This window comes from Robertmurraya sp. DFI.2.37 (genome assembly GCF_029211245.1).
Taxonomy (GTDB): Bacteria; Bacillota; Bacilli; order Bacillales; family Cytobacillaceae; genus Robertmurraya; species Robertmurraya methanolica_A.
In genome coordinates this window covers 40,607-57,126 of the sequence record NZ_JARGEJ010000027.1, presented here as the reverse complement: position 1 = coordinate 57,126, position 16,520 = coordinate 40,607, and the positions used below count along the sequence as shown (strand labels likewise).

Annotated in this window: 9 protein-coding genes, 1 rRNA gene, 1 pseudogene and 2 riboswitches; of the genes and pseudogenes, 3 read left to right on the top strand and 8 right to left on the bottom strand. The window is 38.0% G+C overall.

Features of this window, described 5'->3' with window-relative positions:
- The 4 genes from PZE06_RS14970 to PZE06_RS14955 form a co-directional block, all read right to left on the bottom strand.
- A 16S ribosomal RNA gene (locus tag PZE06_RS14970) occupies positions 1-223 on the bottom strand; the annotation flags it as partial.
- 432 nt (positions 224-655) lie between these two features.
- Entirely contained in the window at positions 656-2,707 is a 2,052-nt protein-coding gene (gene ptsG, locus PZE06_RS14965) for a glucose-specific PTS transporter subunit IIBC (RefSeq protein ID WP_150916803.1), read from the bottom strand.
- A gap of 231 nt (positions 2,708-2,938) precedes the next feature.
- Positions 2,939-3,781, bottom strand: coding sequence for a glucose PTS transporter transcription antiterminator GlcT (glcT, locus tag PZE06_RS14960; RefSeq protein ID WP_150916801.1), 843 nt, complete (start codon positions 3,779-3,781; stop codon positions 2,939-2,941).
- A 128-nt stretch (positions 3,782-3,909) separates the two neighbouring features.
- Complete coding sequence (locus tag PZE06_RS14955; RefSeq protein ID WP_150916799.1) at positions 3,910-5,238, bottom strand: NCS2 family permease; 1,329 nt, start codon at positions 5,236-5,238, stop codon at positions 3,910-3,912.
- 138 nt (positions 5,239-5,376) lie between these two features.
- A riboswitch (purine riboswitch) is annotated at positions 5,377-5,478 on the bottom strand.
- A 281-nt stretch (positions 5,479-5,759) separates the two neighbouring features.
- Between PZE06_RS14955 and PZE06_RS14950 the strand changes: the two genes are divergently transcribed.
- The 3 genes and pseudogenes from PZE06_RS14950 to PZE06_RS14940 all read left to right on the top strand — a co-directional run bounded on the left by PZE06_RS14950 (position 5,760) and on the right by PZE06_RS14940 (position 8,606).
- Positions 5,760-6,455, top strand: a complete 696-nt coding sequence (locus tag PZE06_RS14950) for a response regulator transcription factor (protein ID WP_150916797.1) — start codon at positions 5,760-5,762, stop codon at positions 6,453-6,455.
- Positions 6,448-7,541, top strand: a pseudogene (locus PZE06_RS14945) (sensor histidine kinase). Before PZE06_RS14950 ends, PZE06_RS14945 begins: the two are co-directional and overlap by 8 nt.
- Before the next feature lie 123 nt (positions 7,542-7,664).
- A complete protein-coding gene (locus PZE06_RS14940; protein WP_225310699.1) occupies positions 7,665-8,606 on the top strand; it encodes a D-alanyl-D-alanine carboxypeptidase family protein in 942 nt (313 codons plus the stop codon).
- Between the two features lie 734 nt (positions 8,607-9,340).
- On the opposite strand, the gene guaA is transcribed toward PZE06_RS14940, so the two are convergent.
- The 4 genes from guaA to PZE06_RS14920 all read right to left on the bottom strand — a co-directional run bounded on the left by guaA (position 9,341) and on the right by PZE06_RS14920 (position 15,643).
- Positions 9,341-10,891 carry a glutamine-hydrolyzing GMP synthase gene (guaA, locus tag PZE06_RS14935; protein WP_150916795.1) on the bottom strand — a complete coding sequence of 517 codons (1,551 nt, stop codon included), beginning with the start codon at positions 10,889-10,891 and terminating at the stop codon, positions 9,341-9,343.
- A 208-nt stretch (positions 10,892-11,099) separates the two neighbouring features.
- Positions 11,100-11,201: riboswitch (purine riboswitch) on the bottom strand.
- Positions 11,202-11,248: 47 nt separating this feature from the next.
- Positions 11,249-13,468 carry a DUF4129 domain-containing transglutaminase family protein gene (locus PZE06_RS14930; protein WP_150916793.1) on the bottom strand — a complete coding sequence of 740 codons (2,220 nt, stop codon included), beginning with the start codon at positions 13,466-13,468 and terminating at the stop codon, positions 11,249-11,251.
- A complete protein-coding gene (locus PZE06_RS14925; RefSeq protein WP_150916791.1) occupies positions 13,465-14,685 on the bottom strand; it encodes a DUF58 domain-containing protein in 1,221 nt (406 codons plus the stop codon). The genes PZE06_RS14930 and PZE06_RS14925 overlap by 4 nt, the downstream gene beginning before the upstream one ends.
- A 1-nt stretch (position 14,686) precedes the next feature.
- Entirely contained in the window at positions 14,687-15,643 is a 957-nt protein-coding gene (locus PZE06_RS14920; protein WP_150916789.1) for an AAA family ATPase, read from the bottom strand.
- Between the last annotated feature and the right edge of the window lie 877 nt (positions 15,644-16,520).

Here is a 16,520-nt window from a genome sequence, read left to right as displayed (position 1 = left end):
TAGCCGAAACCATCTTTCAGCTTTCAAACATGTGTTCAAAAGCATTATCCGGTATTAGCTCCGGTTTCCCGAAGTTATCCCAGTCTTATAGGCAGGTTGCCCACGTGTTACTCACCCGTCCGCCGCTAATCATCGGGAGCAAGCTCCCTCCGATCCGCTCGACTTGCATGTATTAGGCACGCCGCCAGCGTTCGTCCTGAGCCAGGATCAAACTCTCCAAAAAAAGAGTAAGATTAGCTCTTATGTTTATAATAAACGTTGGCTAGTTTCGGCTCTCACAAGAGTGCCTCCACTATAATTTGTTGACGTATGATTTGTTTAGTTTTCAAAGTGCAATTATCTTTTCTTCATTAAAAATATTACTCAGTGTATCGCAAGAGCAACTTCCGTTTCTCAAGCAACTATATTAGAATAACATCCATCTCCATCAGTGTCAACAGTTTTTTAAAAATAACTTCAAACAACTTATTGGAGAAGCAGATTTCTATTTTAACATGCATCTGCCATTTCGTCTAGTAGTAATTCGCAATAACTTCTCACGAAGACGACTTACTTATGATATCATCCTGATCGTCATAAGGCAATCAAAAATTCGTGGTAAAATTATGTAATTAAAACGACCTCACGAATTCGCAAGGCCGTTTTTTCATCTAGTCTATGACTTAGAAATCGTAATGATATCCGCTTCACCCATATCTACTTCACCTTGCTTGTTTAAAACAACTTGTTCACCCTCAGCTAGGTTTGTAAAAACAACTGGTGTCATAATAGATGGAACTTTATCTTTAATCGCTTCAAGATCTACCTTTAATAAAGGTTGACCTTTCTCAACACGGTCATCTTCATTAACTAAAGCTTCAAAGCCTTCGCCTTTTAAATTAACCGTGTCAATTCCTACATGAATAAGTATTTCTCGACCGGAGTCAGCTAAAATTCCTAAAGCATGCTTTGTCGGAAAGAAATTAACGATTTTACCATCGACTGGTGAAACAACAACTCCCTCAGTCGGTACTATCGCAAAACCATCACCCATCATTTTTCCAGAGAAAACCGCATCTGGAACTTCAGTAATCGACTTGATGTCACCTTTTAATGGAGAAACAAAATCATCTTTGCCCAATTTCATATCAGTAGGAGTTACATCTTCTGTTTGCTCCGCACCTTTAACAGGGGCTTTTTCAACAGGGCGAGGTCTCTTTCCTTCCATTATATCTTTCATCTGCCCTTTAATCGTTTCAGAGCGTGGTCCAAATATTGCTTGAATATTGTTTCCTACTTCAAGAACACCAGACGCACCTAATTTTTTCAAACGTTCTTTATCTACATTTCCAATATCATTTACAGATACACGCAAACGTGTGATACAAGCATCTAAATGAGAAATATTTTCCTTCCCACCCATTGCATCAAGAATATCGTATGGAAGATCACTTGTTTTCCCTTGTGAACCTTCATCACTTGCGTCCGCTTCTTCACGGCCAGGAGTTTTCAAGTTAAACTTGCGAATGGCAAATCGGAATCCAAAGTAATAAATAACCGAAAACACTAGACCAACCGGGATAACTAACCAAGCGTTTGTTTGCGGGTTAATTAATCCGAATAAAATATAATCAATTAATCCACCTGAGAAAGTCATACCGATTTTTACATTCAACAGGTGCATGGTCATAAATGACAAACCAGCAAAAATAGTGTGAATCCCAAATAATACAGGTGCTACGAATAAAAATGAGAATTCAATTGGCTCAGTGATCCCTGTTAAGAAAGCAGTAAGGGCGGCAGATGCCATCAATCCTCCAACGACTACCTTTCTTTCTGGACGAGCCTCATGATAAATGGCTAACGCTGCCGCTGGTAAACCAAACATCATGAAAGGAAATTTCCCTGTCATAAATGTTCCAGCTGTTAAGTCTTGTACATTATCTGTAATTTGCGCCATGAAAATACGTTGGTCACCACGTACCAATTGTCCTGCCGCATTTACATATTCACCGAATTCATACCAGAATGGAGAATAGAAAATATGGTGCAATCCAAAAGGAATTAGCGCTCGCTCAATGACACCGAAAATAAAAGCCGATAAAGTCAAATTAGCGTGAACCATGTTTTGCGAGAAAGCATTTAATCCGTTTTGAATCGGCGGCCAAATAATCAGCATCAATAATCCTAAAATAACTGCTGATCCTGCTGTAATAATCGGTACAAATCGCTTACCTGCAAAAAAACCTAAATAAGATGGCAATTCTATTTCATAAAAACGATTGTAAAGTGATGCAGCAATGATCCCAACAATAATACCGCCAAATACTCCCGTCTGTAAGGTCGGAACTCCAAGAACACTAGCATAATTTAACCCATTGACATCTTCTGCTGTAATGCCAAGAGTCGTCCCCATTGTTACATTCATGATCAGATATCCGATGATCGCCGCTAATCCAGCAACACCGTCACCTCCAGCTAAACCAACAGCTACCCCTACAGCAAATAAAACAGGTAGATTACCGAAAACGATATCACCAGCGTTTTGCATAATAGATGCAACCAAATCGACCCCGCTATTATCTAAAAAGGGTGCTAATTCAAGCAAGGCCGGGTTTCTTAGTGCAGCTCCCAACGCTAGTAAAATACCTGCAGCCGGTAGTAGTGCTACTGGTAGCATTAATGCTTTACCAACTTTTTGTAACACTCCAAACAACTTTTTGAACATGTTGCAAACCTCCTATTAATATTTTTCAACTCATTAAGCTTATTTTGAAAACTCCACAAAACATTAGCTTTGAAAGCACAAAAAAGGCATGAGGAAAAAATAACTGAAATAGAACCGTTTGGGCTTATCGTACCCTTAACAGTCTAATTCAATTACATTTTTCACTCATGCCTGATCGAATCAGTAACACGTGATATTGAAACCGAAAGGCTTCTTTCGGAATTTAATTAGCTATTTAACCTTTTTTTGAAGGCGCTGTAAATGCATGGTCAAGTACACTGCTTCAGCATTATAAACAGGCTTCCTTAGCTCTTGCTGCATAACCTTAATGAGTTTCCATGAAAGATTGTAACACACCGGATATTCTTCCTTCAAGAGCAAACTTATTTTTTCTGGTTCTTCCACTTTTTCCCCTGAATGAACCCGTTCAATAGTGAAACGAATGTGGCGTACAAGACGCATATAATCAACGCTTTCCTTATCCAATTTAATTCTCAATCTTTCCTCAATCATGTCCACCAACTTTGTGACAAGTTGGGAATGACGATTCACATCTGAAAGATTTTTATTCATGACAGCAGAATGGATATGAAGAGCGATAAAACCAACTTCCCCTTCTGGAAGCTTTACGTCTGTTTTCTCTCCAATCAGCTTCACAACATCTCGGGCAATATCATATTCAAAGGGATAGAGCGCTTTCGTTTCGATCAAAAAAGGATTGCTCATTTCCATCCCTTTTGAAAGTCTTGAAACAGCGAAGAATAGATGATCAGTTAGCGCAACATGAATATGCTCGTTCAAAGTTGCCTTTGTTCTCTTCTTGATTAATTCAATACAAGAAATGAACACTTCTAATAAATCATTATCTAAGAAGGGCAGAAGCTTTATATAATTCTTTTGCTCTTTTTCGTCTTTCAAAACAAATAGCTTTTCCACAACGGTCGGATCAATGCTATCTCCTTGCTTGCGATTGAAACCGATCCCTTTTCCGATGATAACAACTTCCCCATATGTTGGATGATTACCAATTAACACATTGTTGTTGAGCGCTTTCAATACTTTTAATTGTTCCATCGTATCTCCTCTTTCATCACACCCATTCCTTTATGCTATATAAATATTGATAAAGAATCAATAAGAAATAATACAAAATAACGAAAAAAGAACTACACATTAAAGTGCAGCTCTTCTTTCAGCAATTATTATTTCAAGAAAATAAAGTAAAGAACAAAGATGACAAATAATCCGTACATGATTGGGTGAATTTCTTTAGTTCTTCCTTTTACAATCATTGTAATGGGATAGAAGATAAAGCCGATCGCAATTCCTGTTGCAATGCTGTACGTTAATGGCATCGCAAGAATTGTTAAAAATGCAGGAACGGCAATTTCAAATTTTGTCCAATCAATTTTCCCAAGTGACGCTACCATTAAGACCCCAACAATGATCAATGCCGGCGCAGTGACCGCAGAAGTAACCACTGATAACACAGGGAAGAAGAATAATGATAGTAAGAATAAAACAGCCGTTACGATCGAAGCAAATCCCGTTCTCGCACCTGCAGCAACCCCAGCAGATGATTCAATGTATGAGGTTGTTGTTGATGTACCAAGCACAGCACCTGCAACAGTTGCAGCCGAATCTGCGAAAAGAGCTTTACCCGCGCGAGGAAGCTTATTATCCTTCATAAGACCAGCCTGATTTGCTACACCAACTAAAGTTCCTGCAGTATCAAAGAAGTCTACGAATAGGAATGTCAATACAACAACAAGCATTTGCGTTGTAAAGAACGAACTGTCTCCAAAAGCGCCAATTGCCGCACCAAAGGTCGGAGATATATCTGGTATTGAGTCAACAATTTTATCAGGTCTATCAATTAATCCAAAAAGCATTCCGACAATAGCAGTAATGACCATTCCGATAAAAATTCCACCATTTACGCCTCTTGTCATTAAAATCACTGTAATGATGATTCCGAAAACAGCGAGTAGAACACTTCCATCATGAATATCACCTAAAACAACTAAAGTCGCATCGTCATTGACTATTATTCCCGCATTTTGAGCGCCGACAAACGTAATAAATAAACCAATACCAGCACTTACTGCATATTTTAATTCCGCTGGAATCGCATTAATGATTTTTTCACGAACTCCTGAAAGAGTTAATATGATAAAGATAATCCCGGAGATAAGCACTCCGCCTAGAGCGTGCTGCCAAGGAATCCCCATTGTTAACACAACAGTGAAAGCGAAGAACGCATTCAAACCCATTCCCGGTGCTAAAGCAATCGGATACTTAGCAATCAATCCCATTAAGAGAGAACCGATAGCTGCTGCCACTGCAGTTGCTACGAACACCGCTCCCATATCCATTCGCATTTCATCTGGCAAATCTGGAATATCCGCTAGAGAAAGCATAATAGGATTTACAACTAAAATGTAAGCCATTGATAAAAAGGTAGTTAAACCACCGATAATTTCGCGTCGATAGTTTGTACCGAGCTGTTCAAACTGAAAATAATTCTTCATTCCTTCGATTCCCCCTAAAAAGTTGTCAGCGCTACTTCATATTTTTAAGAATAAATAAAAAAACGCCCCATAAATACCAGGAGCGTTGACAACGAGCTTGTGAAATAATCGAAAAAAGAAAAATAAGAGCATTAACCGTTCGATCATCACTTACTTCGTAGTCAAGCCATTTACGGTAGCCTGGTAGAAACTTTTGGGCCATATCCCCAACATTATACGATGTACACGACAATATTAAATTCTTTCTCATTTTAACAAGGACAAAGTCCTACGTCAATATAAAAAAGCGAACATTATTTAAAAAAATTTTTTTATTGTTCGGATATTATTGTTTAGTTATTGAAGAAAATTTCTTCTTTTTGGCCCGCTCCATTACTTGCTTCATATTCCAAAAATCATTTAAGGCTTATTTGCTATAATAAAAGTAAAAGTATCGGTTACAAAACATACCTAATCATCCTAATTTAATTTAAAAATTGCCGATCTGTAAGGATAAAACTAATTTGTTTAGGAGTAGAAAAATGAATGAAATTTCAATATTGATTGCCGATGACGAAAAGGAAATCGCCGACCTCATTGCAATACATTTAAAAAAGGAAGGCTTCCATGTTATTAAAGCATCAGACGGACTAGAAACAATTCGTATTGTGGAATCTCAATCAATTGATTTACTAATTTTGGATATCATGATGCCGAAAATAGATGGATATGAAGTGACCAAACGGATTCGTGAAAAATATAATATGCCTATCATTTTTTTGAGTGCAAAAACACCTGATTTCGACAAGGTACATGGGCTTGTTATTGGAGCCGATGATTATATGACTAAACCATTCACTCCGATAGAACTGATTGCTCGTGTCAATGCTCAGCTCCGCCGTTTCATGAAATTAAATCATATAGTTAAAGATAATAAAGGTGATTTAGAATATGGAGGCTTAGTTATTTCGCTTGAACAGCGTAAAGTTACTTTATATGGCGAAATTATCGAACTAACACCAAAAGAGTTTGATATTTTATATTTATTAGCAAGTCATCCAAACAAAGTTTTTAATGTAGAAAATATCTTCACACAGGTGTGGGGAGAAGCATATTTCGAGAGTAGAAACACCGTTATGGTCCATATACGCACTCTGCGGAAAAAGCTTGAAGAAGATACACGAAAAGAGAAATGGATCAAAACAGTTTGGGGAGTTGGGTATGCATTCAATGGTTAAAATATCCCGTAGTTTTCGTGCAAAAATGATACTATTATTCGGAATAAGTATGTCTTGTTCAGCAAGTATTACCTATTTACTCTTTAAAAGCTTGCAGTTCTATTATCACACCAGTGTTCAACACGAAGATTTAATGGCTCAAATTCGCATTCTGATAGGTAATTTTGGAGATTTTAATCTTTTTTCATTTTATTTATTTTATTATCTTTCCTCTTTTTCTTTTTACTTACTAAACCTTATTCTATCTACTTTAATGAAATTTCAAACGGAATTCGTTATCTCGCGCGCGGTGACTTTAATCATAAAGTGCATATCCCATCAAATGATGAATTTAGAGATATCGCTCTAGACATTAATTTAGCAAGCGAGAAATTGCAAGAAGCGATTCAACGAGGAGATTTTTCAGAAAGCAGCAAAGATCAGTTAGTCGTAAATTTAGCGCATGATTTACGCACTCCACTTACCTCTGTACTTGGATATTTGGATTTAATCCTTAAGGATGAGAACTTAACTAAAGAACAAGCCAGACATTTTTTAACCATTACTTTTAATAAATCCAAACGATTGGAAAGACTAATTGACGAATTATTTGAAATTACTAGAATGAACTATGGAATGATTACCCTTAAAAAAAGTAGAATTAATTTAACCGATCTCCTTAATCAATTAAAAGAAGAAATGTATCCTTTACTTGAAAAAAATCGTTTGACTGTTCGCTTGGATTGCACTCCTCATCTATTCATTGTAGGGGATGGAGATCTACTGGCACGTGTTTTCGAAAACCTTCTGACTAATGCTGTTCGTTATGGAAATGATGGTCAGTACATCGATATTAACGGTTTTATAGACGAAAGCAACGCTGTCGTTCAAGTAATCAATTATGGAGGAAGCATCCCTTCCGATGAACTTCCACATCTCTTTGATATGTTCTACACAGGGGATAAATCGCGAACGCATAAAGAAAATAGCACAGGTCTTGGATTGTTTATAGCAAAGAATATTGTGGAACAGCATAATGGAATGATTACTGCCGACAGTAACGTTATAGAGACTTTGTTTGAAGTACGGTTGCCAAGAGAAGAGTAACTCTATCTAGCTCTAATTTCTTAATTTAAGAAAAATTTAAGATTTGCCCTGACTAATATTTAAATAGTTTTACCTATACTTTACCTAGCATAAAAGAATATGTTAGCAAAGGATAGAGGTTACATGAAAAAATTTATAACGTTTATGTTAGTAATTGCAGTAGTAGTGATGTTTTATTTATTTAAATTAGAAGATAACAAAAATACAGAAATGAAGGAATCGAATGATTACGTTAGTCCAAACATCGATATCATTGAAGAAAAAATAGAAAGGGATACGACCGATTACACCAGTCCACATATTTATATGATCGATAGAAAAACAGGGAATGTGGTTCATGAAAAAAATGCGAAGGAAAAGGCATATCCCGCATCGCTTACAAAAATAATGACGGACATCGTAGCACTTGAGCATATTAATGATTTATCGGAAACTGCCCCTATAGATATAGATACATATAAAAAAATGGTGGCGAGAAACTCTTCAATGGCAGGTTTTTTTGGAAGAGAAAAAGTAACCTACCGTGATCTATTGTATGGTACGATTTTAAGTTCAGGCGGAGAAGCCGCTAACTCCTTAGCCGTTCACATCGCAGGAAATGTGGACAGTTTTGTTCAAATGATGAATGACAAAGCGGATGAAATCGGCTTAAATGATACGCACTTTACTAACCCAGAAGGTCTCCATAATGAAGATCAGTATACGACGGCATTTGACATGGCCAAACTGTTAGATTATGCATTAGATAACGGTCATTTTAAAGCGATTTTTACAAAAAAGACATTTTTAACAACGTCAACAGCGGAGCATCCTGATGGAATTTTGTTAGAGTCCTCTGTTCTTAAGTTTCTTAATAAAGAAGAGCAAAACGGATTTGAAATTATTGGGGGTAAATCCGGCACAACGTCCGAAGCTGGACAATGCTGGGCAACACTTGGGTTGGTAAACGGTCATGAATATATATGTATTGTCATGGGCGCTCCATTAAAAGATATTCGTAATCCAGATAGAGCCCAAATCGCAGATACGCTAAAGCTATATACAAAAGCCAAGTCTAACATATAATCAACATAACTTGTAGATGATATCGCTCCCTTAAGGGCTGGTCCGCCCCACGACTGTGCCACTGATTTTAATAAGTCACAAAGCTGGAATGAGTAATCATTTCGGCTTTTTAATCTTTAAAACTCTTTTTTGTAAAAATTCAAAAAACAACAAATAAATTTTATTTTGAACATTGATTTTATTTTAAGAGAATTATTGATTATGTCTTTGATTATTTGGCAGTTAAATTATCGGTGGTCTTAGTTTTTGGGACATCTCTTGAGACTTCTTCACTATTGTTAGCAGGTGCCAGATTAGAAGAATACACTTTAACTAATGGAGTTAATTTGCCTAATCCATTTTTTAGCTCTTAAAAAATTTTGTAAACTAATTCTCCCTCACCCTCTAATTCTATTTGGGGATTATCGACTGTAATATTTAATTTAAAAACTCCCATAAGTTCTTCCCCTGTCGAGAAATTAACATTTTATTACACTTAGTTAGATAGTACCTCATTTTATACATTATGCAAGATTTCGGATCGTAGATAGTATAATTACTCATTCAGAAATGAATAGTATGTAAAACTAAAAAGATTAATTATATAAAGCCCTGAAAATCGATTAAACAGTAAGTTATAAAATTCCATCATTCTATAAATTATTACTACGGATGTTTTGGAGGTATAGAATCTAAAGTATAATTAAAAAAGAGCCGAACTCCCTGTAACAAACAGGGGTCGGCTCTCCTGCTACTTATTCCCACTCAATCGTAGCTGGTGGCTTACTTGTAATATCATACACTACGCGGTTAACATGGCTTACCTCGTTGACGATGCGCGTTGAAATGACTTCGAGTACATCCCACGGAATTCTTGCCCAGTCAGAAGTCATTCCATCGATAGAAGTAACGGCACGGATGCCGATCGTGTAATCATACGTTCTTGCATCGCCCATTACACCGACGCTGCGAATATCCGGAAGAACAGTGAAGTATTGCCAAATATCACGGTCCAACCCAGCTTTCTTTATTTCTTCACGTAAAATCCAATCGGATTCACGGACAATTTCTAGCTTGTCCTCTGAAATTTCCCCGAGAACGCGAATACCAAGACCTGGTCCTGGGAATGGCTGTCTCCAGACAATCTCATCAGGAATTCCTAATTCTGTTCCTAAAGCACGTACTTCATCCTTAAAGAGCGTATTCAACGGCTCGATTAGCTTAAATTGCATGTCCTCTGGTAGTCCACCAACATTATGATGTGATTTGATTGTTTGCGCTGTTGCTGTCCCACTTTCAATAATATCCGTATAAAGAGTTCCTTGTGCTAAGAACTCAATTCCTTCAAGCTTCGTAGCCTCATCATCAAAAACATAAATGAATTCATTTCCGATAATTTTACGTTTTTTCTCTGGATCGCTAACCCCTTGGAGCTTAGATAAGAATCGCTCCTTGGCATCGACTTTAATGACATTCATGTTAAAGCCGTCAGCGAAAGTTTTCATAACACTATCAGCTTCACCCTTGCGCAATAAACCGTGATCGACGAAAATACAAGTTAATTGATCACCGATCGCTTTGTGAATCAAAACTGCTACAACAGAAGAGTCAACTCCACCGCTAAGGGCACAGAGAACTTTTTTATCTCCAACGGTTTGACGAATTTTTTCCATTTCAATTTCAATAAAGTTCTCCATTGACCAATTCCCTTGACACTTACAAACATTGAATACAAAATTTCTCAATAGCTCATTTCCGTATTGGGAATGACGCACCTCAGGATGGAACTGCACCGCATACAGATTGCGAGATTCATCGCTCATCGCCGAAATCGGACATGAAGGACTCGTTGCATCAACAGTAAAGCCAGCCGGTGCTTCAACAACAAGATCGCCATGACTCATCCACACAATTTGCTTCTGTGGAAGCTGGCCAAAAAGTCTTGTCTCATTTTCAACTTTAATTTCAGCCTTTCCATACTCACGATTCTTCGCCGGCTCCACTTTCCCATTAAAATGCTGAGTCATGAGCTGCATTCCATAGCAAATTCCCAAAATTGGGAGTCCTAAATCAAAAATAGCCTCATCTGCACGGAAGGAATTCTCATCATACACACTATTTGGTCCGCCTGAAAAAATAATTCCTGTCGCATTCATTTGTTTAATTTCTTCTGCTGTAATCGTATGTGGATGAAGCTCACTATAAACGCCAAACTCACGTATTCTTCTTGTGATTAACTGATTATATTGACTTCCGAAGTCCAACACAACTATTTTTTCTTGTCCTTGTAAACCCTCAATTGTCATCTCTTTCGTCCACCTCGTTATATAATCTCAGTACTAGTTTGCCTCATTATGTGTTTATAAACCCTGCAAATGAGGTTCTAGCAAGTGTTATTCCATACCGTGTTTTATCCATCCTTCATATGAGTGACCATTCTATCTCCGCAATAAAAAAACTAGAGTCTCCTCCAAAAAAATGACGTGAAGGCAGAATTCTAGTTTCGTAGCTAAAATAGAATATTCCTGCCTTCATAGTCAAATCATTTAAGGTGATTCGGTAGAGACTCTCGGACCATATTACCGAGGATATATGAAGGATTCATGTTATAAACGCTCATCGTTCCAATTAAGACATATTGTAACAACATGAAGATCGACAGGTCAAGCTATTGTTTTTTTAATTAAATTTTCCCACAATTCTTTTGTATTTTCCCAGCTACCCTCTTGCAATTTTCCCTTATAAAGATACTGCTCATAGGTTGAGGTTAATGCACTCATCTCCCCACTGGAAAAATAATGATCGACATAGCGGGCATATTCCCTTAAGGTTTGTTCCTGATTTCTCTTCAAGCCGTATCGATTTAACTGTGTTAATAATGCAATATAAGCTTCAGGGAAATCCTCGTCCTTTTTTCTTCTCCTGTAGCGGAAGATTAAAAAGTAAGGAAGCCATTTTAATCGTTTTTTATACAAAATATAGGTTGTTAAGGTAAGCACCGCAATCGCAGCTGCAAACCACAGCCAATTTGTACGCAAAAATTGCGTAGTCTTATCGAAAGTATCTTTCCATGAAAAAGAGGTTTGGGCAGATTGCTCAGGGGCATCCGTTTCTTCTGGTTTATCCACTTCCGGTGCCTCCGGCGCTTCTAAAACATCATCCTGCTGACTTGGCTGCTCACTGTCTAAATCAAATGTAAATTGAGCGTTATTCGAGAATCCTTTCGTCGGCTCAAACGGCACCCAGCCTACTTCAGGAAAAAACACCTCTACCCATGAATGGGCATTATTATTCGTAATAACATACAGCCTCTTACCGGAGTCTGTCATCCCGCGAAAATCACCTTCCGTGTAACCCTTAACCCAGCGCGCTGGAATTCCAATCGACCTTAGCATCACAACCATTGAAGTTGAAAAATTGTCACAGTAGCCTTTCTGCGTCTCAAATAAAAACTGATCTACATAGTCTTCATTTCTTCCTGGAACTGCTACGTCCTTCTGATCATATTGAAAATCTACACGGCCAAAATAGTCTTCGATCGCTTTCGCTTTCTCATACCAATTCTCTTTGTCCTGTGTAAGCTCTAACGCCAAGTCTCTAACTCTCTCAGGCAACTCATCCGGCAGTTGTGTGTAACGGGTAAGGAAATCTTCTGTTAAAAGCGGATGGTTTTGATCAACCGTACTCATCATCCCACGAACGCTAAACCTTGGCGATTCATATTCCACTGTATACTGACCGATACCTGAGAGGTTTCCTAAATCAGCACCGCTTATTTTTTCCAAGCTTAAATCCACTTCATATGAATGACCAATGTCATTTTCAACAAATTTCAATCCTAGCGGATAAATAATATGAGGATATTGAAGAAACGGTCTTATCGTCGCTGTTCTTTCATCCACGGTCATTTCTTCATCTGTATAGTTAGAAATTGGAAACTCTTCTCCTTGAGCAAAGGCAATCTTTTCTCCATTCTCTTCAGCAGTAACCCAACCTTTTCCTGTATAAACATCTTTCGTTTCAACCTTCCAATACTGACGATGATCCGCTTCTGTCTCATAAACAACGGTATCATCCGGCATGAACGGACCTCCCAAAGTGGAGTCATCGATTCCATACCCAACCTTTCGTATTCCCCCGGTACCATTTCCATCTTCACGAGTATCTTGTGAATAGGATTTAATATACGGAACCGGATCAGGCCAAATAGGACTTGCCTTCGGTGCAGCATAACCAATAATAATACTTACGCAGACCATCCCAACCAATGGAATAAGCCATTTTCTCGCGAAAGCAGCTGGCATTTGCAGCTTCTCCCGATCTAAAATCCGATAAAATGTCAAAATTCCCATGAGCGCAAAACCAATTACGATCGTTCGGACAATGGCAAATTGAGCTTCATAGGGAGTAAACGTATCAAGGACGGTAATGTATAACAAGGTCATAAAAAAGAAAACGAAGATTTGCCTTCGACTTATGAGCCAATATCGAAGCAGGTAAGCCATTAGCCCAAGCAAGATAAAAAACAGGATGCTCCGAAAATCATCGGTTAAGGACATCCAGTTCCCTTGAAAAACGACGCGCATGTTCTCAATTACTGAATCTGTCATATAAAAGAGCCATTTTAGCTTAAAAAAGGAGTCTTCAAAATACAACAGATTTATAGTGTAAAGAACATAAAGAAGCTTAATGCCATTTCGGACAAAAATATTGACCTTAAAATAAGCTAAAACAAGGGATATGACTAGAAAAATGATAAAGACAGTTAAGTTAGCCGTATCCGTCAACTGTTTTAACGGTCTGAGCCATTCCCATAATAAAAAAAAGCCACATATATAAAGCCACATATTCAATATTTTGCTTTGTAATTTCCCTCCGTTCATCCTCTACCCACCTCCAAGAAAGCCTGGGAGAACTGGCCATTATGAACAAATACGACTCGTACGCCTCTTGAGTTCGCTTCACTTTTTAAGGCAATTTCTTTGTTACCGATCGTTTCTTGCTCCTCTTTTAGCAAATATATCGTCATCATTCCTTTTCTCATGGAAAATTGACTTGCTTTCTCTACTAACTCTTTCGTTAATTGGGAAGTGATTAACATAAAGGAAGCATTTTGCCACATCATAAAGCTCTCACTATCAAGTACAGCATCTAATGTTACTGGACTTCGATCCTTTACTTTCGCCAAATGGTAAAAAAGTTGCTGCTGATGACTCTCACCACCTTGGATCGGAAATAATCTTCTCTCCTCTCCATAAGTAAGAAGTCCAACTTGGGCCCCTTTGCGCAAAATCCCTCTCACCAGCGATGCGGTAAATGAAACAATTGCCTCAAATCTGATATCTGGAGCACAATCCATCATTAAAAAAACATCATGTGATTTCCGTTGTTCAAATTCTTTTGTCATAATGTCATTTCTTTTCGCCGTCGCTTTCCAATTAATCCACGAATAACGATCGCCCGGCTGATACTCTCTAATTCCAATCGCCATGGAAGTGTCCCTCTGCACTCTTTCCTTTGATGCAGTCATTCCCTGCTCATAATGATTGTCCATTAACCGATAGATGATTTCTTCATAAGCAGGGTAAACAAGAAGCTTATCATTTTCTGTTTCAATGTGAATTTGTTTTTCTATGAGCCCTAAAGGATCACCGAACTTAATGTGAATTCCCTTTAAGTGATGTTCTCCTCTTGGAAGGGATTCAATCACATACTCAAAATCTATTTCCTTACGAAAATGGGGATAGACAAAAGTCTTCATCTGACCTTTCTGAGTCGGAGCCAATAATTCATTGCTTAAATCATCCTCAATTATCATATAAAAAAGAGGAAAAGATGAGGGGCGTTTCAACTTGATTTTTACTTTAAGTTTTTCGCCTGCATGGTATTCTTCTTTTAAAAACTCCCTTTTCACTGTCATGTGCCGAACTCCATAAAACACCAGGGCTAGACTATATAAAGCAAAAGGAAGAAAACTATAAAATAGAAACCAACTCACAAACCCTCCCTGAAACATTGCATAGGAAAAGGTCAAGACAACTAAAAATAATAGGACTAACAGCTTCCACACAGGCCTCATTCGACTCATAAATTGTCTCATTTTATTTCACAAGCCTTTGAACTGGAATCGGCACCCGAGCCAATACGCGCTCCAGCACATCCTCAGCTGAAATTCCTTCAAACTTCGCTTCCGATTTTAATATAATTCGATGAGCAAGCACATATGATGCCAAAAATTGCACATCATCTGGTAGTACATAATCACGTTTATACATATAAGCATATGCCTGTGCCGCTTTCATAAGCGCAATCGAACCACGAGGGCTAGCACCTAAGTAGACACTGCTATTTCTTCGTGTTCCGTTTACGATATCGACAATGTAACGTTTAATCGTATCATCTACCGTTACAAGTTTAATATTTTCTTGTAGTTCTCTAAGATCGTTCAAATCGATAACCGACTCTAGCTCTTCAATTGGCGTCGTCCTTTGAGCACGACTAAGCACTTCCATCTCTTCGTTCACATCAGGATAGCCCATTTTCATTTTTAACAAGAAACGATCAAGCTGGGCCTCTGGTAAAGGATAAGTTCCTTCGTATTCAATAGGATTTTGCGTCGCCATGACAAAAAAAGGCTTCTCCAAACGATGGGTTACTCCATCAACGGTTACACTGCTCTCCTCCATTCCCTCCAGCAATGCCGACTGAGTTTTAGGAGAAGTACGATTAATTTCATCAGCTAATATAATATTTCCCATTATCGGACCTGGGCGAAATTGAAATTCTAATTCCTTTGGATTGTAAATAGACACACCTGTCACATCGGACGGAAGAAGATCAGGGGTGAACTGAATGCGTCGAAACTTGGCATTCACCGATTTTGCAAGCGCACGAACCATCATTGTCTTTCCTACACCTGGGACATCCTCAAGTAGGACATGCCCACCTGATAACAGCGCAACTAAACTTAATTCTGCCACATTTCTTTTTCCAATCATTACTTTTTCTATATTTTCTAAAATCCTTCCGATCGTCGGATTCATTTGTTCGTGTGTCATGCTTTCCCTCCCGCAATTTGCTTTTGATGTTTTCTTCTATTTTAACTTATTTTCGATATGATTCTGCAAAATTCCTCTTAAAAGGAGAAAATTAACAATGTATTAATGTAGTTAAAACCTCTAGCTGCTCTTCTCTTACCCTTGTTTATTGTCCAAATAACCTTGTACTTTAGAGCTCATATTTATAAATTTCTTTAATTTCAAGCTAAAAATAATACTTATTAATTAGACGCTTCCTACTAATGAAAGTTTCAACTCAGCCATTTAAGTCCTCTTCGTACTACTTGACCTTTTCTGAGAATAACTTATAATAGTTAATGCTGATTATTGGAAAAACACAGCGATGTTTAAAGGAAAATTCGTGGACAACATTTCACATAACGAACAGCTTCTGGAGCATTTCCTTTCACGTGTGCAATTAATTATGTCCAAGTAGCTCAGCAGGATAGAGCACGTTCGAGTCCGCTTCTCTGATTTTTCTACAGCGTACTGATTGAGCCTCTCCTTGAGTGTGCTTTCTGAAATCAGGACGACAGCTTCCTTTTGTGTGAGTAAATTATCATAAATATTATTTCAATATGTCCCAGTAGCTCAGCAGGATAGAGCACGTTCGAGTCCGCTTCTTTGATTTTTCTACAGCGTACTGATTGAGTCGCTCCTTGAGTGTGCTTTCTGAAATCAGGACGACAGTTTCCTTTTGTGTGAGTAAATTATCATAAATATTATTTCAATATGTCCCAGTAGCTCAGCAGGATAGAGCACGTTCGAGTCCGCTTCTCTGATTTTTCTACAGCGTACTGATTGAGCCTCTCCTTGAGTGTGCTTTCTGAAATCAGGACGACAGCTTCCTTTTGTGTGAGTAAATTATCATAAATAT